The organism is Pseudoalteromonas sp. Scap03, assembly GCF_013393115.1.
Classification (GTDB): Bacteria; Pseudomonadota; Gammaproteobacteria; order Enterobacterales; family Alteromonadaceae; genus Pseudoalteromonas.
In genome coordinates, this window is the sequence record NZ_VDEU01000001.1 from 1258993 (window position 1) to 1278603 (window position 19611).

Genomic DNA, 19611 nt, shown 5'->3' on the forward strand with positions numbered 1-19611 from the left:
GTGCCGCTGTTACTTTTATTGTATTATTACTGAATTAATACAAAGATAGACTCGCGTCCGCGTTTAACACCTAACACAATATTACCTTGAATATCGTCGATAATTTGGTTCATGTCGCGAATGCTTTCTACCCGTTGACGGTTTACTTGCACAATAACATCGCCTTCTTCAAGGCCAACCCGTGCTGATGGTGAACGAGGATCGACCGAGGTTACCTCAATGCCTTTCATTTTGTTTTTCTTCACATTTTCTAGTGTTGCACCTTGGAATGCTGGGTGTAATTCTTCACCTGCAGCTGTAATTCCTGATGCGCCATCTAGGGTAACTTCAACGTTTTTAACTTTACCGTCACGATAAATTCCTAGCTGCACTTCACGGCCTTCACCTAAGGTGGCTATTTTGCTTCGCAGTTCATGGAAGCCACTAATTTCGCTGCCATTAATGCTAATAATCACATCGCCTGCTTTAATACCGGCTTTGCTGGCAGCTGTGTCATCGAGTACCTGCATAACGTAAGCGCCTTGTTTAACATCAAGCTGCTGTGCTTTGGCAAGGCCTGCATCAAGAGGGCGGCCTGAAATACCTAGCGAGCCACGGCGTACTTCACCATGCTCTACAATTTGATCAACAAGGTTTTTCATCATGTTTGATGGAATAGCAAAACCAATCCCCACATTACCACCCGATGCACCTAAAATAGCGGTATTAATACCAATTAACTCACCGTTTAAATTAACTAAAGCGCCACCTGAGTTGCCTTGGTTAATCGCGGCATCGGTTTGAATGAAATCTTCGTAACCTTCAATATTTAAACCACTACGACCTAATGCGCTAACAATACCTGAGGTAACGGTATGGCTTAAACCAAAAGGGTTACCAATAGCTACAGCAAAATCACCGACACGTAAGTCATCTGAGTTAGCAAGTTTTACCGCGGTTAATTCATCTGCGTCTATTTGTAGTAGCGCAATATCAGACTCTTTATCGCTACCAATTTTTGTTGCATCATATTCGCGACCATCTTCGAGGGTAACCACCATTTTTTCGGCGTCTTGTACAACATGGTTGTTAGTAACCACATAGCCTTTATCGGCATCAATAATAACTCCAGAGCCTAAACCACTAAACTGTCGCTTTTGGCTACGTGGCTGCGGGTTGCCAAAAAAGAAATCGAGTGGGTCACCACGTCGACGCACTTCTTTAGAGCCTGAAACCTGAATACTCACTACACCTGGCGTGATTTGCTCAAGCATAGGGGCAAGTGTTGGTAATTGTTGACCATTAACGGCAACCGGCAACTTAGCAAACGAGGCGGTTGGGCTTAATAATAAGCTAGTAGATAAAATAGCAGCACTGATAAGTGATAATTTCATTTTCATAGTCAGGGTTTACTCCACTTAAAAAGCAAAAGGCTGCAATAAGCAGCCTCAAAAAAGTATCAAAGCTGTATACCTAGCTCACACTTGGCTAGGTATATTACTTAAAGACTATGGGGTCAAAAAAAAGTTCATCAAGATGCTTTAGAAGTATTCACATCACCTGCAAATAAACCTGACTTACCCGACACATAATCCGCTGGTTGAGCATCGGCGTTTGAGCGATCTGAACTACGTTCTTTTAATGACGCTTGTAATTGCTCTGTGGTTTCTTTTGAGAAAAACGGCTCAGCAGGGGCTTTATTTCTGTCTTCGAGTAACAGTTGATTGGTTTCTTCAACATGACTTAATAACTGATCGTAGTTTTCTTTCATTTTGTTTACTAACTTACCAGTATTCGCCAAATGGTCGGCAACATCTTGGCGATACTGCTCAAGCGAATGCTTAGCTTGCTCTGCTTGTTGCTCTAATTCATCTTGTTTAAACTGTTTTTTAGTGACAAAGGCACCAACGAAAAATGCAGCAATAGCAACTACTACCACTAATCCTACCCATGTAAATGTACCCATAAATTCACCTCTATGCGAAAATAACTAAAAAATTAAAATGCTACTAAGTCTAATATACCCTGAGTATTGATGCGTGTTAATATGCTTTACAAATTAAACTGTGTTTTAACTGTAAATAGATATGACTCCTTGGCAAACATACCAGCAAGACCTTCAACGCGATGACTTTGTACATGACGCAGCACAAGAAAATGCAGTTCGTCATTTACAGCGTTTATACGACGATTTAACACAAGCAAAACCACAATCTAAAGGTTTTTTTGCAAAGCTTTTTAATAAAGCAGAGCCAGCTCCAATTAAAGGTTTATACTTTTGGGGTGGTGTAGGCCGTGGTAAAACTTACCTTGTTGATACTTTTTATGAAGCGTTACCGGGTGATAGAAAAATGCGAGTGCATTTTCACCGCTTTATGCACCGAGTACACGATGAACTTAAAAAGTTAAATAACACTGCCAACCCTTTAGAAACAGTAGCCGATATTTTCAAAGCAGAAACAGACATAATTTGTTTTGATGAATTTTTTGTTCAAGACATTACCGACGCTATGTTGCTCGGTGGTTTAATGGAAGCATTATTCGCTCGCGGTATTGTACTGGTTGCCACGTCAAATATTATACCTGACGACTTATACCGCAATGGTTTACAGCGTGCCCGTTTTTTACCAGCTATTGCCTTAGTGAATAAGCATACTGAAATAGTTAATGTAGATTCAGGCGTTGATTACCGATTACGTACTCTTGAGCAAGCAGAAATTTTTCATAGCCCGCTTGATGAACAAGCCGATAAAAACCTATTCGAATATTTTGACAAGCTCTCGCCAGAAGTCGGTAAACTAGATACCCCAATAGAAATAGAAGGGCGGATGATCAACACTCGCAAAGTATCTGACTGCATCGTTATGTTTGAATTTAGCGAACTGTGTGAAACTGCCCGTAGCCAAGTTGATTACATGGAAATAAGCCGGTTATATAACACGGTGATTTTATCTAATGTAAAACAGCTAGGGCAAAATAATGATGATGCAGCAAGGCGCTTTATTGCGTTAGTAGATGAATTTTATGAGCGTAATGTAACGTTAATTATCTCTGCAGAAAAACCGATTACCGAGCTGTATACACAAGGCAATTTAAACTTTGAATTTAAACGCTGTATTAGTCGCTTACAAGAAATGCAATCGTTAGAGTATTTAGCCCGAGAGCATTTAGCTTAAAATACGAAGGTTAGAGTTAACGGGCTGCGAGCTACGGGCTGAAATTACGTAGCAGCGGGTTTACCCCGCGTAAAGTTGGTCATTTAAAATAAAAAAACCTTGCGATGTTAACCGCAAGGTTTTTTTATTTCTCGAACCTCGAACCTCGAACTTACCTCATGGTAACAAACTCTTCAGACCCGGTTGGGTGTAATGCTACAACCGCATCAAAATCGGCTTTAGTCGCGCCCATTTTCATTGCGACTGCAAAACCCTGAATCATTTCATCAACGGTAAAACCAATACCGTGTAAGCCCACAACTTTTTCATCATCGCCTGCACACACTAACATCATATTACAGGCTTGGCGGTGCTGAGTAACTGCAGTATACATAGCCGCAAAGCTTGATTTGTATACTTTTACATTTTCGCCGCCGTACTGAGAAATCGCTTCTTGCTCAGTCAAACCAATGGTGCCGATAGGTGGGTGGCTAAATACTACGGTTGGTACTAGGCTGTAGTCCATTTTTAAATCGTTCGGCAATTCTTTATTAAATAAACGCTCCGATAGAGTACGACCCGCTTTAACAGCAACCGGTGTAAGCTCAATACCATTTTCGATAATATCACCCACAGCGTATACATTTTCAGCTGTGGTGTTTTGGTATTCATCTACTTTTACATAACCGCTTTCGTTTATTTCTACGCCTGCTGCAGCAAGGTTAATTTTATCGGTTGTTGGCGTGCGGCCTATAGCCCAAATAACCTGATCAACATTTTCGCTGTAACCATTCTCAAAATGAATCGTTAAGCTGCCATCAGCCTCTTTTACCACTTCTTTTGGTGAACACTCAGTGTGCAGTGTTGGGCCTTCTTTTGCCATAATATCAACCAGTGTGTCGATAATGTATGGGTCAAAAGTACGCAGTGGCTTGCTCTTACGAACAAATAAGTGAGTTTGTGTACCTAAGCTGTGTAAAACACCGGCAATTTCTACGGCAATATAACCGGCACCAACAACGGCAACACGTTTAGGTTGTTCGTTCAGCTCAAAAAAGCCGTTTGAATCAATACCGTGTTCAGCACCTGGAATATTAGGAATAGTAGGGCGGCCACCAACGGCAACTAAAATGTGATCGGCAGTATAGTGCTCGCCATCTACTTCAACGGTTTTACTATCAACAAACTTTGCAAAACCTTTGATCACAGTTACGCCATTTTTAGCTAAACCATTATCATAGCCTTTGTGAATACGGCCAATATAGGCTTCACGGCTTTCTACTAGTTTTGACCAATCAAAGCCTTTAACTTCAACATCAAAACCGTAATCAGGAGCATAAAGATTAATTGCTTCAGCAACTTGAGCGCCATGCCACATTACTTTTTTAGGAACACACCCTACGTTTACGCAGGTGCCACCCATGTGTTTAGCTTCAATTAATGCTACTTTTGCGCCACGCATTGCTGCACGGTTAGCTGATGCAATACCACCACTACCGCCACCAATTGCAATGTAATCAAAATGCTGAGCCATGTTTAATCCTCTAAATGTGTTTAACAATGTTTTACCGATAATATCATATGCGATGAACAAGTCACTTGTTCAGGTTTGCTAAAACCTCTACCATCAAACGAAAATCAAGCTAGTTAAGATCAAGGTATTATTAGTCGAGCGTATATTAAGCTAAGAGCTGAACACTTCCCCTTGTATTTACGTATTTTGCCCCAACTTCATTTTTATATTTGCATAAACTGAGAATGACTATGAGCAATGCACAAACAAATCCCCTTATTGGGCTTGAAGGACTTCCTCCTTTTTCAAAAATAAAGCCTGAGCATGTAGTACCGGCATTAAAAAAAGGTATCGAGCACTGTCGCAGTGCGATTGAAAGCGTATTAGCAAAGCAATCTTTCACCTGGAATGATTTAGTACTACCGCTTGAAGAAGCTGACGATAAACTATCGCGATTATTTTCACCGGTATCACATTTAAACTCGGTGATGAACAACGATGAACTTCGCGAAGCTTATGAGCAGTGTTTACCGCTTATTTCTGAATATTCTACTTTTGTTGGCCAACACCAAGGCTTATATGAGGCTTACAGCGCTATTTATAATAGCGATGAATTTAAAACACTCACTACCGCTCAGCAAAAAACCGTTACCAACGCATTGCGTGACTTTAAGCTTTCAGGCATTGCACTAAATCCTGAGCAGCAAAAACGCTACGGTGAAATTAGTGCGCGTTTATCAGAGCTTGCTTCAAAATTTGGTAATAATGTGATGGATGCCACGCTTGCATGGCATAAGCATATTACCGATGAAAGCCAACTAGCGGGTTTACCAGAGTCAGCACTGGCATTAGCGGCCGATACAGCAAAAAGTAAAGACTTAGAAGGCTGGGTATTCACTCTCGATTTCCCTTCTTACTTACCTATAATGACTTACGCAGACGACCGTGAACTTCGCAAAGAAACATACACCGCGTTTTCTACTCGTGCATCCGATCAAGGTCCAAATGCAGGAGAGTTTGATAACTCGGCGATTATGAGTGAAGAACTGGCACTGCGTCATGAGTTAGCACAATTACTGGGCTTTAATAATTACGCCGAAAAATCGTTAGCTACAAAAATGGCAGAATCACCTGCACAGGTATTTTCATTTTTAGAAGACTTAGCAGCTAAATCTAAGCCACAAGCAGAGCAAGAGCTTAAAGAGTTGCAACAATACGCAAAGCAACAGCACGGTATTAGTGAACTACAGGCATGGGACTTTGGTTATTACAGCGAAAAGCTAAAGCAAGAAAAATACGCGATTTCAGATGAAGTATTACGCCCATACTTCCCTGCCGATAAAGTGCTCAGTGGTTTGTTCGAAACTGTTAACCGCTTGTTTGGTATTACTGTTAAAGAGCAAAAAGACATTGATACTTACCATAAAGATGTGCGCTTTTTTGAAATTTACGATAGCAACAATACTTTACGTGGCCGTTTCTACTTAGATTTATACGCCCGTGACCACAAGCGTGGTGGTGCGTGGATGGATGACTGTATGGGTCGTAAAGTGCGTGCTAATGGTGAACTTCAAACACCAGTTGCTTACTTAGTGTGTAACTTTAATAAAGCGATTGGCGATAAGCCTGCTTTGTTTACCCATAATGAAGTAACCACACTGTTCCATGAGTTTGGTCACGGCATTCACCACATGTTAACTCAAGTAGATGCAGCGCCTGTTGCTGGTATTAATGGTGTGGCATGGGATGCCGTTGAATTGCCAAGTCAGTTTTTAGAAAACTGGTGTTACGAAGAAGAAGCCCTAAGCTTTATTTCAGGCCACTTCGAAACCGGTGAGCCATTACCAAAAGAGCTACTAGATAAACTATTGGCCGCTAAAAATTACAACTCAGGTATGCAAATGCTAAGACAACTTGAGTTCTCGTTATTCGATTTTAAAATTCACCATGACTACGTGGCAGACAAACCATGTAACATTCAAGCTGTACTTGATGATGTACGCAGTCGTACCTCAGTCATTAAGCCGCCAGCGTTTAACCGTTTTCAGCATGGCTTTAGTCATATTTTTGCGGGCGGTTACAGTGCAGGCTATTACTCGTATAAATGGGCTGAAGTACTTTCGGCTGATGCCTACTCTAAATTTGAAGAAGAGGGGATTTTTAATCCACAAACTGGCCAAGCGTTTATGCAGCATATTCTTGAAAAAGGCGGCAGCGAAGAGCCAATGGCACTGTTTAAAAACTTCCGCGGTCGTGAGCCAAGTGTAGATGCACTACTGCGCCACAGCGGCATCGCCGCTTAGGGTCTGTTGATTTTTGCGGATTAAAATATAATTACAAAAGCGCCCCAGAGGCGCTTTTTTATTGCCTAAAATACAGCGCTGTTAAAGAATATTTTGAATAAATTTTAGTAGTTTTAACATGGCGTACTATGCTTTTAACAAAGTACTAAAAGGGACTAACGCATGGCAAAGTTAATACTGGCAATTGATGACGATAAATTAATGCACCATATTATTGAAGAATCTTTAGCTGGGTTTTGCAAAGTGATCCACGCCAAAAATGGTGAAGATGGCATAAGACAAGCGATTAAATATAACCCCGATATTATTTTGCTTGATGTTGAAATGCCGGGGATGTCTGGTTATGAGGTTTGCCAAACTATTAAACAAAATAAAGCCACAACAGATATTCCGGTAATGTTTTTATCATCCAAAGTGGGGCAAGCTGAACGTATTAAAGGGTTTAGTGTTGGCGGGGCTGACTACATTTTGAAGCCTTTTAACGCACAGGAGCTGATGGCACGCATTAAAATTCTTTACCAGTATCGCAAGCAGTGTGCAACACTGCAGTATGATATAGCAAAGGCCAATAAAACAGCTGAAATGGCGATGATTGAGACCGGTGACATGGGGCGCATTATGCGTTTTGTTTGTCAAAGCTATCATGCCGATAATTTAGAATTATTAAGTGAATACTTTTTAGGGTTTTTTACTCCATTACACCTCAATGTCGTGGTTGTTTTTTGGCAAAATAACCAGGGAATGTTTTATAGCCAAGAAACAGGCGTATGCCCATTAGAGCAAGAGCTACTCATACAGCATAAAAATGCAGAACGCTTTGTTGATATTGGTCATAGTACTATTATTAATTACCCTAATATTTCACTATTAATTAAAAATATGCCTGTAGATACGCCATCACTTTATGGTCGCTATAAAGATTTATTTCCACATATTTTAGAAGTAACTAACGAAAAAGTAGTGACTATACAGCAGCACCAATATCGACTAATGCGCGACAATGAGCTAACCCTTGCTTTTAAAGATATTGTTGCCCAGCTTAAAAATCAAAACGCCATGCAAACGAGTGCAATTAGCCAGCTTACAGAGCAGCTTGAGCAACTCCAATCGCTAATGCAAACACACAACGAGATACCAGCTTCGCAATTTAATCAGCAAATAACTCAGCTTAGTCATACATCACAGCAGCTGGTTGCAACCACTAATGATTTAGCCTTTATTAAGCACCAGCTAAAAACAACCACTCAACAGCGTGATGACTTAATTACTCAAACACAACTAAGTAAACAACAAACGCAGCCAGAACCTGAGAGTGAAAATAACGATATTGAGTTGTTTTAAACTAGAGATCGTATATTGGCTTTGTTTGGGTATAATAACGGTGAAATTTATCATCGGAGTGTGAAGTGGTTATACAGTGTGCGTTTAAAGAGTGTCGACCTTATTTAAATGAGTTAGAAGCACGCTTTGGGCTTGCTCAATGGGCAGAGCAAAGCAGTGGTTTTAGCTTGCATTACGATGATAAAGGACTAAGCCTGTATAAAACTGACGAGCCAAAATTAGGTGCTATTAACGTAGACTTTGTAACTGGTGCCGTTGCACATAGGCGTAAATTTGGTGGTGGTAAAGGGCAATCAATTGCCAAAGCAGTTGGTCTTAATAAGGGCGCAACGCCAGTGGTACTCGATGCCACAGCAGGCCTTGGACGCGACGGTTTTGTGTTAGCCTCGCTAGGCTGTAAAGTAATTCTACATGAGCGCCACCCCGTGGTTGCTGCACTGTTATATGATGGCTTACAACGTGCTTATAACGATAGTGAAATTGGCCCATGGATGCAGCAAAATATGAGCCTTATCTTTGGTTCAAGCCATACCTTACTTGCCCAATGTGACAGCATGCCCGATGTGGTTTACCTTGATCCAATGTTCCCGCACCGTGAAAAATCAGCATTGGTTAAAAAAGAAATGCGGGTATTCCAAGAGTTAGTGGGTGGCGATACCGACGCCGATGATTTACTCGAGTTTGCTTACCCACTTGCCAGTAAGCGTGTAGTGGTTAAACGTCCCGATTACGCGCCATTTTTAAATGATAAAACCCCGAGTATGCAAATCAAAACCAAGAAGAACCGCTTTGATGTGTATGTAAAAGCCGCGATGGTTTAAGTTAACGGGCTACGAGTGACGGGCTTCGAGCCTAAAACGTGAGCGAGGTAAACTAAGGCTGATGGGGTGGCGCACACTATTTTGTAGGCGGGGCTTTATGCCGCGCATAGGGTAAAGGCTCCGAGGGTATAATTAATGTTGTGTAACTGCCAATTATAATTTGCTCTATCAAGAGTTGAAGTTTTAGGTGATGAATAAATAAATGACGAATTGCGTTTTAATTAATACCAAACACAATCCTGCCGAACCCCGAACTGATCTTTTAGATCTCGACTATTGAATATAGGATCTCAGCGCGTTTTCATGCTAGAATTTGCGCAATTTTTTTGTACTCGATAAGTAGCACTGTAATGATCTTAGATGATATCCGCATCGTTTTAGTAAACACATCACATTCTGGCAATATTGGTTCTGCGGCACGTGCCATGAAAACCATGGGATTATCAAAGTTATACCTTGTAGATCCTGCTTGTGAAATAGATAGTCATGCCAGCGCACTGGCTGCAGGTGCTACAGATGTACTTGGTAATGCGGTTGTTGTTGATACGGTTGCCGATGCCATTGCTGATTGTGCATTAACTATCGGTACTAGTGCTCGCTCGCGTACATTATCGTGGCCTATGGTTGAGCCGCGTGAATGTGGTGAAAAGCTTGTTGGCGAAGCTGTAAATGGCCCTGTAGCACTTGTATTTGGTCGTGAAAACAGTGGCTTAACAAACGAAGAATTACAACTGTGTAATTACCATGTATGTATTCCTGCTAACCCAGAATACAGCTCGCTAAATTTAGCGATGGCAGTACAAACCTTATGTTATGAAACGCGTATGGCATTTTTAAATCAACAGCCTAAAGCGGAACAACAAGAAGAAGAAACCCTATATCCATCGTCTAAACAAACAGAGCTGTTTTACGAACACCTTGAAGACACCTTGTTTAAAACAGGCTTCATCATTAAGCAGCATCCAGGCATGGTAATGACTAAGCTACGTCGCTTGTTTAATCGTGCTCGCCCTGAAGATGCTGAAATGAACATATTACGAGGTATTCTTACCTCAATTAATAAGTCTATAAAATAGTAATTAGTTATAAATAGCGCCCTTTATTACTCCACTAATACTTGACTAAATTACTCAGGTAATTACAATAGACCCAATACTTGACCAAAATAGTCGGGTATTACAAGTTTATCGGTGGCCGTTTGAGGCTAGCCTATTAGGATAATACTTGACTAATCTACTCTGGTAATTAAAATTTGCACTCTTTTGTGCGGGGGGCGTTATGAAGTTAACATCAAAAGGCAGATATGCCGTTACAGCCATGCTGGATGTTGCACTACATGCAAATATAGGCCCTGTAGCGCTTGCAGATATTTCGCAGCGCCAAGAAATTTCTTTGTCTTATCTTGAGCAGTTATTTGCCCGTTTACGTAAAAATGGGCTAGTGAGTTCTGTTCGAGGTCCTGGTGGGGGCTATTTACTAGGACGTGAGGCCGATGTAATTTCAGTTGGCGATGTTATCAATGCGGTAGATGAATCTGTTGACGCTACTCGGTGTCAGCGAAGCAATACTGGTTGTCAAAGTGGTATGCGTTGTTTAACCCATACATTGTGGTCAGACTTAAGCGCACGAATTGAAGAATTTTTAAATAATATTACCTTAGCTGAACTGGTTGAAAAGTCGGACGTTAAAGCGGTCGCTCTTCGCCAAGAAAACAGCGTTAATGATGCAATTAAGCAGTTGGAAAATATTCAAGTAAGCTGTCAACTTTAAGGTTGACCTGCAGCGGAGAGAGAAATGAAGTTACCGATTTATTTAGATTACGCAGCAACTACGCCCGTTGACGAACGAGTTGCCAAAGAAATGATGCAGTGCCTGACTATGGACGGTAATTTTGGTAATCCAGCATCGCGTTCACACCGTTTTGGTTGGCAAGCTGAAGAAGTCGTTGACCAAGCACGTACTGACATTGCTGATTTAATTAATGCAGACCCACGTGAAATCGTATTCACATCGGGTGCAACAGAATCAAATAACCTTGCTATTAAAGGTGCGGCTCAGTTTTACAAGAAAAAAGGTAAGCATGTTATTACCGCTAAAACTGAACACAAAGCAGTTATCGACACATGTCGTGAGCTTGAGCGTCAAGGGTTTGAAGTAACTTATATGGACGTTGAAGAAAACGGCCTACTTGATCTGCAAAAATTAGCAGATACGATGCGTGACGACACCGTGCTTGTAAGTATCATGCATGTAAATAACGAGCTAGGTGTAATCCAAGATATCAACACCATTGGTGAAATGTGTCGCGAACGTAAAATTATGTTCCACGTAGATGCTGCACAAAGCGCAGGTAAAGTTTTAATCGATGTGCAACAAACCAAAGTAGATTTTATGTCATTCTCGGCGCACAAAGTATACGGCCCTAAAGGCGTAGGTGCTTTGTATGTTCGTCGTAAACCACGTGCACGTTTAGAAGCACAAATGCACGGTGGCGGCCATGAACGTGGTATGCGTTCTGGTACATTAGCAACCCATCAGTTAGTAGGTATGGGCGCAGCATTTAGAATTGCAAAACAAGATTTTGAAAAAGATCACGCACACATCAGTGCGTTACGTAAACGCCTAATCGACGGCATTTTAACAGATATGGACGAAGTGTACTTTAACGGCACACAAGACCAATCAGTACCTGGTATTGTTAATATCAGCTTTAACTTTGTTGAAGGCGAGTCGTTACTAATGGCCGTTAAAGATATTGCGGTATCGTCAGGTTCAGCCTGTACATCTGCAAGTTTAGAGCCTTCTTACGTATTACGTGCACTAGGCCGTAACGACGAATTAGCACATAGCTCAATTCGTTTTAGTATTGGCCGTTTTACCACCGAAGAAGAGATTGATTACACCGTTGAGCTAATGAAAAACTCGATTGGTCGTTTACGTGAAATGTCTCCTCTTTGGGAAATGCACCAAGAAGGTGTTGATTTAGATTCAGTTGAATGGGCGCACCACTAATTAGTGGAGCCCATACCTAGCAGGTAGTGAGGATAGAATTATGGCTTACAGTGATAAAGTAATCGACCACGTAGAAAACCCACGTAACGTAGGTGCTCTAGATAAAAACGATCCGTCAGTGGCAACGGGTATGGTAGGCGCACCAGCATGTGGTGACGTAATGAAACTGCAAATTAAAGTGTCTGCAGAAGGCGTGATTGAAGATGCAAAATTCAAAACGTACGGCTGTGGTAGTGCAATTGCTTCATCTTCACTGGTAACAGAGTGGGTTAAAGGCAAAACACTAGACGAAGCGTCTACTATTAAAAATACTGATATCAGCGCAGAGCTAGAATTACCACCAGTGAAAATTCACTGCTCAATTTTAGCAGAAGATGCAATTCAAGCAGCAATTGCAGATTACAAAAGCAAACATACAAACTAAGAGATATTCATGGCAGTGACATTGACAGATGCGGCAGCAAACCGCGTACAATCATTTTTAGCAAACCGTGGTAAAGGCATAGGCCTGCGAGTTGGCATTAAAACGACGGGCTGTTCAGGTCTTGCTTATGTATTAGAGTTTGTTGATGAGCTAAACGATGACGATGAAACATTTGCAGCTAAAGGCGTTACCTTAATTGTTGACGCTAAAAGCTTAGTTTATATCGACGGCACCGAGCTCGACTACACAAAAGAAGGCTTAAATGAAGGGTTTAAATTTAACAACCCTAATCAAGCTGATGAGTGTGGTTGTGGCGAAAGCTTTACCGTTTAAGCTCAAACTTGTTTTGAATACCTAAGCTACTTGGGTATAACTAAGCCCTGCCAATTAATGTAGGGCTTTGTCATTTGTGAGAAGTTATGCGTTATTTTGAGTTATTTGCAATTCCCGTTGACTACAATATTGATTTAGCAACGATTAACAAGCACTACTTAGAACTTCAACGTGCTGTTCACCCTGATCGCCATGCTAATGCTAGCAGTCGTGATAAATTAATGGCCGTACAAAGTACTGCCGAAATTAATGATGCACTGCAAACACTCAAGCACCCCGTTAAACGTGCTGAATATATGTTGAGTGAGCTGGGCGTTGATATTCGCGCTGAGCAGCAAACATTGCAAGATCCCATGTTTTTAATGCAGCAAATGGAGCTTCGAGAAGAACTTGAAGAGTTAGCGACCACAATCGATCCGGACTCTGCTATTGCCCATTTTGAAAAACAAATAAAGCAGCTTGATCAGCAGTACAGTGCGCAATTGGCAGAGCAGTTAGCAAGTAACGATGAGCAGCAATATCAACAAGCAGCAGACAGTATCCGTAAGCTAAAGTTTGTTTATAAGTTACGCGACGAACTTGAACGCATTGAAGACAGTTTATTTGACGATTAATTCACTTGCTGCAAAGCGAGCAACACGAGTTTAAAGAGCATTATGGCATTATTGCAAATTGCTGAGCCGGGGCAGAGCGCGGCACCACATGAACATAAATTAGCAATTGGAATTGACTTAGGTACCACGAATTCATTAGTGGCAACCGTACAAAGCGGCGAAGCTCGTACTATTACTGATGAGTCAGGCGAAGCAATGTTGCCGTCTGTAGTGCGTTACCAAGCTGGTGGCATAACCGTAGGTGCAGACGCGATGCAAGCAGCTACACTCGATCCGGTTAATACACTCATTTCAGTCAAGCGCTTTTTAGGTAAAACCCAAGCCGAAATAGAGCAAAGCTACGGCCAACTGCCTTATCAATTTTGCGATGATAACGGCGCACTTGCGATAGCAACTGAAGCCGGGAAAATCAGCCCAGTAAAAGCATCAAGCCATATTTTAGGTGCCCTAAAAGCACGTGCAGAACAAAGCTTTGGTAATCAAGATATTTTAGGCGCGGTTATCACCGTACCAGCCTATTTTGATGATGCACAACGCCAAAGCACTAAAGATGCGGCTGAACTTGCCGGCATTAATGTGCTGCGTTTATTAAACGAGCCAACCGCGGCTGCGGTTGCTTATGGCTTAGATTCAGGCCAAGAAGGCATAATTGCTGTTTATGACTTAGGTGGCGGAACATTTGATATTTCTATACTGCGCTTAAATAAAGGTGTGTTTGAAGTATTGGCCACTGGTGGCGATTCAAGTCTAGGCGGTGATGACTTTGACTCATTATTAGTTGACTACTTAAAACAAGAAACCGGCGTGACGGGCTTATCTCCTTCGGTATTACGTTTATTTATAAATAAAGCCAAAGCCTGTAAAGAAGCACTCAGCCAATACGAAAAAGTAAATGTTGGTCTTGAGTTTGACGATGAAAAATACATGGTTGAAGTAACGCGAGAGAAGTTTAACGAGCTGGCTATGCCACTGGTAAAAAAAACGCTCCGCTCATGTCGTCGTGCAGTAAAAGATGCCGGTATTGAAAACCAAGAAGTACTACAAGTGGTGATGGTTGGCGGTTCAACCCGCATGCCGTTGGTACGTACTCAAGTTGGCGAGTTTTTTGATAAACAACCACTCACTTCAATTGATCCTGATCGTGTTGTTGCACTGGGTGCAGCATTACAAGCTGACGTATTAATTGGTAACAAGCCAGATTCAGACATGTTATTGCTGGATGTGTTACCGTTGTCGCTAGGACTTGAGACCATGGGTGGCTTGGTTGAAAAAATTATTCCACGCAATACCACTATTCCAGTTGCACGTGCGCAAGAATTTACTACGTTTAAAGATGGTCAAACGGCTATGTCGTTGCATGTATTACAAGGTGAGCGTGAACTGGTTGACGATTGTCGATCGCTGGCAAAATTCAGCTTAAAAGGCATTCCACCTATGGCGGCGGGAGCTGCGCATATTCGCGTTACCTTTAAAGTAGACGCTGATGGTTTACTAAGCGTATCAGCCATGGAAAAATCAACTGGCGTTCAAGCAGAAATACAAGTAAAACCGTCGTTTGGTTTGTCTGACGACCAAGTTGCTAATATGCTTAAAGAGTCGATGAGTAACGCTAAAGGCGACATGCAAGCGCGTATGCTTAAAGAGCAACAAGTTGAAGCGCTTCGTGTAATAGAAGCAATGGAAGCCTCTTTGGCAGCTGATGGCGATTTACTTGAGCCTGAGCAACTAGCGGCGCTAAAAGTGGAAATAAACGAACTTGCAAAAGTACGCGAGAGTGCACAAGAGCCAAGCGAAATTAAAGCAGCCATTGAAAAAATGGACAATGCGAGTAGTGATTTTGCCGCGCGTAGAATGGATGCATCAATTAAAAAAGCCTTAACAGGCCAGTCAGTAGACAATATATAAGAGAGATTAGAATGCCACAAATTGTTTTTCTTCCCCATCCGGAGTTGTGTCCTGACGGTGCTGCAATAGAAGCGCCCGCTGGCGAAACGGTACTTGATATCGCGCTTAAAAATGGCATTAGCATTCCTCATGCCTGTGAAAAGTCATGTGCATGTACAACTTGTCACTTAGTGATCCGTGAAGGTTTTGACTCATTAGATGAAAGTGACGACCTAGAAGACGACATGCTAGATAAAGCCTGGGGTTTAGAACCAGAGTCACGTTTAGGTTGCCAAGCAATTATTAGAGATGAAGACTTAGTGGTTGAAATACCTAAGTACAATCTCAATATCGTTAATGAAGAACACTAGTTTTTAATTAACGACTATTATATTAAAAGCCGCTGTTTAATACAGCGGCTTTTTTGTTTGTATTAAGTAGCAGCGGGTTTACCCGCGTTTTTTTTAAAGGTTACGAGCGACGGGCTGCGAGGTGCGGGTAAATTAAAAAACCTTGTAGCGTTAACCACAAGGCTTTTTTAATATATCGAAGCCCGAAGCCCGAAGCCCGAAGCCCGAAGCCCGAAGCCCAAAACCCATTTCGGAGGTGTATTTTGAGTGATCTTATTTTTTCAGACTCGTTTATAAACGGTGAATTTTATCAAACTAGCACACGCTTTAGCGTTGATGATCCCGCCACCGAACAAAGTATTGTTGATGTAAGCGACATTGACGAGCAAGGTGTAAATACAGCTATTGATGCGGCAAAAGGCGCGTTTGTAAAATTAAAAGCCACCAATGCAACCGAGCGAAGTGAAACTTTGATGCGTTGGTATGAGTTGGTGATTAAACATAAACAAACGTTAGCTACACTTATGACCAAAGAGCAGGGGAAACCACTTAAAGAATCTCTCGGTGAAATAGATTATGGCGCCGGCTTTATTAAGTGGTTTGCTGAGCAAGCTAAACGTAGCTATGGGGATGTGATCCCTGCAACCGATAACCAGCATCGCCTAACCAGTTATAAACAGCCTATTGGCGTGGTTGCCGGTATAACACCATGGAACTTTCCTGTGGCTATGGTAACTCGAAAAGTAGCCCCTGCTTATGCTGCTGGCTGTAGTTTCATTTTAAAACCTTCTGAACATACACCACTATGTGCTATTGCTTTAGCGTATTTAGCTGATCAGGCTGGCTTTGTAAAAGGTGCATTTAATGTGTTGGTATCACAAAACGCTAAAGACGTTGGTAAAATGTTGACTGACTCAGAGGTGGTACGTAAGTTCACCTTTACTGGCTCTACAGGTGTAGGTAAGCAGTTACTATCACAGTGTGCCCAGACAATTAAAAAAACATCAATGGAATTAGGTGGCAATGCGCCGTTCATTATTTTTGATAATGCCGATATTGATGACGCTATTGATGGGCTAATGGCGGCTAAATTTAGAAATAGTGGCCAAGCGTGTGTGGCGGCAAATCGTATCTTCATCCAGCGCAGTATATTAAATGAAGTGCTTGAAAAAATTACACCCAAAGTCGCTGCGCTCAAGGTTGCAAACGGTTTTGATGAAAATGCCGACATAGGCCCGCTTATTTATCCCAAAGCAAAAGAGAAAGTACAACAACTGATTAAAGATGCTCTCGATAAAGGCGCTACGCTAATTGGTGATAACAGCAATTTAGGTGGCAGCTTTCAAAACCCATTAATAGTTACTAATGTCACTACACAAATGGATATTTATCACGAAGAAGTATTTGGCCCTGTATTAACGGTGAGCCCATTTGATGAAGAAAGCGAAGTCCTTGCGCTTGCTAATGACGTCCCTTATGGATTAGCTGCGTACTTTTATAGCCAAAACATTAAACAAATCTATCGTGTAAGCGAAGGGTTAGAGTTTGGCATGATAGGTGTAAATGAGGGGGTTATATCAAACCCTGTAGCACCGTTCGGTGGGGTAAAGCAATCAGGCCTTGGAAGAGAGGGTGGTCACCAAGGTTTAGATGAATACCTAGAAGAAAAATACGTATGTATTAGAGTTTAACTCTATAAACTGTTCCGATGAGTTAACCGTTTAGCGTTTTAAGTTGCTTGAAATGGGTGTAAATGCTACCTTTCAAAAAAATGTTTAAGTAAACAAAACGTAAAGAATTTCTATAAGTAGAAATAACCCCGTGTGTAAATGCCACCATTTTGGTGGCATTTTTTTGCCCCTATTTAAGGAATGATTTTTGGTATTTCTCTATTTTAGGGTCTAAACTATTCTTAGTTAGATGTTATTTTGCTTATATCCTTTTTAAAAACGCAATTATATGCAGTATCAATTATTCTTCCACTATGCGGCTTTTTTGTAACCCTATGTTTTTTAATTGTTTATTTTTATGTGTGAGTAAGTAGAATGGAGTTTCAGTAGTTTTAAAACTATTGAAATATAGTAATAATGTACAATTGTGTTCTACACATTATTAAATTAACATCCCGCAAATTCACCCATTAAAAAATAATAAAGCACCCACTATGAGTAGAAGAAATCAAGCAACGGTAGACCAGGAAGTTTCGTTCGGCATTGACGAAGAGTTAGTTTCTACAACAGATTTACGAGGGGTTATCACCTATGCAAATGATAACTTTTGTAAAGTTTCAGGGTACACCATTAATGAATTGACAGGGAAAAACCATAACATGGTTCGACATCCTGATATGCCGCCAGCGGCATTTGGTGATATGTGGTTCAATTTAAAAAGCGATACCGCTTGGCGAGGAGCGGTAAAAAATAGATGTAAAGATGGGCGTTATTATTGGGTTGATGCCTTTGTAACCCCTATTTATGAAAACGGTAAAAAAGTAGGTTATCAATCAGTTCGCCAACAACTCCTTCCAGAATATAAAAACCGAGCAGAAAAGCTATACCAACGTTTAAATAATGGTCAATCAATTACGCCTTTAAGTGAAAAATTAGCTGCATTTAAGCTTCCTCTATTTATTGGAGGGGCAGCTTTAATTGCTTGGTTAACAAGCTATATGTTCTGGTTATGTTTACTGTTTGTTCCTCTGCCTTTTGTTATTTTTTATGAAGAGTTAATTCGTTCGCAAAGCACAATCAAAAAAACCAAAGCAGGTCCAGATAGCGTATCTCGGCATATTTATTCTGGTAGCGACAGCCTCAGCTATAGTGATTTTCAGATTAAATTACTTGAGGGTAAAGTCACTACTATTGTTGGCCGGATTATTGATGGTACCTTAAGCTTGAGTAAAGGTGCTGATTCTCTAAAAATTTGTGCTGAAGCTGCGCAGGCCGGTGTTGAAAAAGAAGCATCAGAATTACATCAAGTGTCGTCAGCGGTTGAAGAAATGGTGCATTCAATTGATGAAGTAGCAAAAAATACTTTAGTAACTAACCAACGAGTGCAACAAGCTCACCAAGACTGCGAAAGCGCAACGCAAGCGATGTCAGGCACCATGCGTGAAGTATCGTTACTCGCCAACGAGGTGGATAACTCGGCAAGTTCAGCGAGCGGGCTAGCAATAGAGGCTGAAAAAATTGGTGGCATAATGCAAGAAATACAAGGGATTGCCGATCAAACAAATTTACTTGCACTTAATGCGGCTATAGAAGCTGCGCGTGCTGGTGAGCATGGTCGAGGGTTCTCGGTTGTTGCTGATGAAGTGCGAGCACTCTCAAGTAGAACGCATACTGCTACAGAGCAAATTCAAGTCTCTATATCTGAAATGCAATCTACGTTACTCAATTGGTCAAAAACAATGGAAGCGGGTAAAAACGCGGCAGAGACTTGTGTTAAAGAAACGCGAAATAGCCAAGATATCGTCTCAAAAGTATATGCTGCAATTACTGATATTTCTGATTTAGCAACACAAATATCAACCGCAGCAGAAGAGCAAAGCATGGTATCACAAGAAATCAGCCGTAATATTTCAAATATTAGTACCGCTTCGTCAGAAAACTTAGCCCAAGCGCACAGTGTAGGTACAGAGTCTGATGCGATTGAAAAACACTCTAAAGCATTAGCATCACTAGGTCTTTCTTTTAAAGTAGGTTAACAACTTAAGCAAGGGCAGCAAATACCCAAGTGTATGAGGCGCTGAGAATATAACATGTTCTCAGCGCGCCTAAAGCGTCAAATACGGGCAACGGGCTGTGTGGTGCGGGGAAAACCTGCTACTACTGGTGTTATTTGTAATATTTCTTTAGCAGTGACTTCATGTCGCATCAAAGT

The 19611-nt window shown here is 41.4% G+C and carries 17 protein-coding genes; 14 read left to right on the plus strand and 3 right to left on the minus strand.

Annotated features, from left to right (window positions below):
* Positions 1-26 precede the first annotated feature (26 nt).
* Together FHG08_RS05740 and FHG08_RS05745 are read right to left on the minus strand one after the other, a co-directional pair.
* Positions 27-1379: a Do family serine endopeptidase gene (locus tag FHG08_RS05740; protein WP_054202364.1), complete on the minus strand. Its 1353-nt coding sequence runs from the start codon at positions 1377-1379 to the stop codon at positions 27-29.
* A gap of 131 nt (positions 1380-1510) precedes the next feature.
* A complete protein-coding gene (locus FHG08_RS05745; protein ID WP_054202363.1) occupies positions 1511-1945 on the minus strand; it encodes a YhcB family protein in 435 nt (144 codons plus the stop codon).
* A gap of 121 nt (positions 1946-2066) precedes the next feature.
* Here FHG08_RS05745 and zapE point away from each other — a divergent pair, with 121 nt between their 5' ends.
* Positions 2067-3155, plus strand: coding sequence for a cell division protein ZapE (gene zapE, locus FHG08_RS05750; protein WP_054202362.1), 1089 nt, complete (start codon positions 2067-2069; stop codon positions 3153-3155).
* 151 nt (positions 3156-3306) lie between these two features.
* On the opposite strand, the gene gorA is transcribed toward zapE, so the two are convergent.
* Positions 3307-4668 (minus strand): glutathione-disulfide reductase, encoded by a 1362-nt coding sequence (gorA, locus tag FHG08_RS05755; RefSeq protein WP_178954859.1) that lies wholly within the window; start codon positions 4666-4668, stop codon positions 3307-3309.
* Between the two features lie 230 nt (positions 4669-4898).
* On the opposite strand from gorA, the gene prlC reads away from it, so the two are divergent.
* From prlC to FHG08_RS05820, 13 genes are all read left to right on the plus strand, one after another.
* Entirely contained in the window at positions 4899-6950 is a 2052-nt protein-coding gene (gene prlC, locus FHG08_RS05760) for an oligopeptidase A (RefSeq protein WP_178954861.1), read from the plus strand.
* A gap of 162 nt (positions 6951-7112) precedes the next feature.
* On the plus strand, positions 7113-8291 hold the full coding sequence (locus FHG08_RS05765) for a PleD family two-component system response regulator (RefSeq protein ID WP_138623846.1): 1179 nt from the start codon (positions 7113-7115) through the stop codon (positions 8289-8291).
* A 65-nt stretch (positions 8292-8356) separates the two neighbouring features.
* A complete protein-coding gene (locus FHG08_RS05770) occupies positions 8357-9112 on the plus strand; it encodes a class I SAM-dependent methyltransferase (RefSeq protein WP_008115552.1) in 756 nt (251 codons plus the stop codon).
* A gap of 350 nt (positions 9113-9462) precedes the next feature.
* Positions 9463-10188, plus strand: a complete 726-nt coding sequence (gene trmJ / locus FHG08_RS05775) for a tRNA (cytosine(32)/uridine(32)-2'-O)-methyltransferase TrmJ (RefSeq protein ID WP_178954863.1) — start codon at positions 9463-9465, stop codon at positions 10186-10188.
* Positions 10189-10390: 202 nt separating this feature from the next.
* Entirely contained in the window at positions 10391-10882 is a 492-nt protein-coding gene (iscR, locus tag FHG08_RS05780; RefSeq protein WP_008113921.1) for a Fe-S cluster assembly transcriptional regulator IscR, read from the plus strand.
* Positions 10883-10906: 24 nt separating this feature from the next.
* Entirely contained in the window at positions 10907-12124 is a 1218-nt protein-coding gene (locus FHG08_RS05785; protein WP_008113922.1) for an IscS subfamily cysteine desulfurase, read from the plus strand.
* Positions 12125-12164: 40 nt separating this feature from the next.
* Entirely contained in the window at positions 12165-12548 is a 384-nt protein-coding gene (iscU, locus tag FHG08_RS05790; RefSeq protein ID WP_054202356.1) for a Fe-S cluster assembly scaffold IscU, read from the plus strand.
* A gap of 9 nt (positions 12549-12557) precedes the next feature.
* Positions 12558-12881 carry an iron-sulfur cluster assembly protein IscA gene (gene iscA, locus FHG08_RS05795; protein ID WP_008113924.1) on the plus strand — a complete coding sequence of 108 codons (324 nt, stop codon included), beginning with the start codon at positions 12558-12560 and terminating at the stop codon, positions 12879-12881.
* Between the two features lie 86 nt (positions 12882-12967).
* Complete coding sequence (gene hscB / locus FHG08_RS05800; RefSeq protein ID WP_178954865.1) at positions 12968-13495, plus strand: co-chaperone HscB; 528 nt, start codon at positions 12968-12970, stop codon at positions 13493-13495.
* Between the two features lie 42 nt (positions 13496-13537).
* Entirely contained in the window at positions 13538-15400 is a 1863-nt protein-coding gene (gene hscA / locus FHG08_RS05805) for a Fe-S protein assembly chaperone HscA (RefSeq protein ID WP_054202354.1), read from the plus strand.
* 11 nt (positions 15401-15411) lie between these two features.
* Positions 15412-15750 carry an ISC system 2Fe-2S type ferredoxin gene (fdx, locus tag FHG08_RS05810; RefSeq protein ID WP_008113929.1) on the plus strand — a complete coding sequence of 113 codons (339 nt, stop codon included), beginning with the start codon at positions 15412-15414 and terminating at the stop codon, positions 15748-15750.
* 242 nt (positions 15751-15992) lie between these two features.
* Positions 15993-17420 carry an NAD-dependent succinate-semialdehyde dehydrogenase gene (locus FHG08_RS05815; protein ID WP_178954866.1) on the plus strand — a complete coding sequence of 476 codons (1428 nt, stop codon included), beginning with the start codon at positions 15993-15995 and terminating at the stop codon, positions 17418-17420.
* 473 nt (positions 17421-17893) lie between these two features.
* Positions 17894-19435, plus strand: a complete 1542-nt coding sequence (locus tag FHG08_RS05820; protein ID WP_178954868.1) for a PAS domain-containing methyl-accepting chemotaxis protein — start codon at positions 17894-17896, stop codon at positions 19433-19435.
* Positions 19436-19611 lie beyond the last annotated feature (176 nt).

What these genes read in the sequence shown, in the direction of transcription:
- prlC (WP_178954861.1), top strand. Translation starts at nt 4,899, where the DNA reads ATGAGCAATGCACAAACAAATCCCCTTATTGGGCTTGAAGGACTTCCT.
- zapE (WP_054202362.1), top strand. Translation starts at nt 2,067, where the DNA reads ATGACTCCTTGGCAAACATACCAGCAAGACCTTCAACGCGATGACTTT.
- trmJ (WP_178954863.1), top strand. Translation starts at nt 9,463, where the DNA reads ATGATCTTAGATGATATCCGCATCGTTTTAGTAAACACATCACATTCT.
- FHG08_RS05820 (WP_178954868.1), top strand. Translation starts at nt 17,894, where the DNA reads ATGAGTAGAAGAAATCAAGCAACGGTAGACCAGGAAGTTTCGTTCGGC.
- FHG08_RS05765 (WP_138623846.1), top strand. Translation starts at nt 7,113, where the DNA reads ATGGCAAAGTTAATACTGGCAATTGATGACGATAAATTAATGCACCAT.
- FHG08_RS05740 (WP_054202364.1), bottom strand. Translation starts at nt 1,379, where the DNA reads ATGAAAATGAAATTATCACTTATCAGTGCTGCTATTTTATCTACTAGC.
- iscA (WP_008113924.1), top strand. Translation starts at nt 12,558, where the DNA reads ATGGCAGTGACATTGACAGATGCGGCAGCAAACCGCGTACAATCATTT.
- fdx (WP_008113929.1), top strand. Translation starts at nt 15,412, where the DNA reads ATGCCACAAATTGTTTTTCTTCCCCATCCGGAGTTGTGTCCTGACGGT.
- hscB (WP_178954865.1), top strand. Translation starts at nt 12,968, where the DNA reads ATGCGTTATTTTGAGTTATTTGCAATTCCCGTTGACTACAATATTGAT.
- gorA (WP_178954859.1), bottom strand. Translation starts at nt 4,668, where the DNA reads ATGGCTCAGCATTTTGATTACATTGCAATTGGTGGCGGTAGTGGTGGT.
- FHG08_RS05785 (WP_008113922.1), top strand. Translation starts at nt 10,907, where the DNA reads ATGAAGTTACCGATTTATTTAGATTACGCAGCAACTACGCCCGTTGAC.
- iscR (WP_008113921.1), top strand. Translation starts at nt 10,391, where the DNA reads ATGAAGTTAACATCAAAAGGCAGATATGCCGTTACAGCCATGCTGGAT.
- hscA (WP_054202354.1), top strand. Translation starts at nt 13,538, where the DNA reads ATGGCATTATTGCAAATTGCTGAGCCGGGGCAGAGCGCGGCACCACAT.
- FHG08_RS05745 (WP_054202363.1), bottom strand. Translation starts at nt 1,945, where the DNA reads ATGGGTACATTTACATGGGTAGGATTAGTGGTAGTAGTTGCTATTGCT.
- iscU (WP_054202356.1), top strand. Translation starts at nt 12,165, where the DNA reads ATGGCTTACAGTGATAAAGTAATCGACCACGTAGAAAACCCACGTAAC.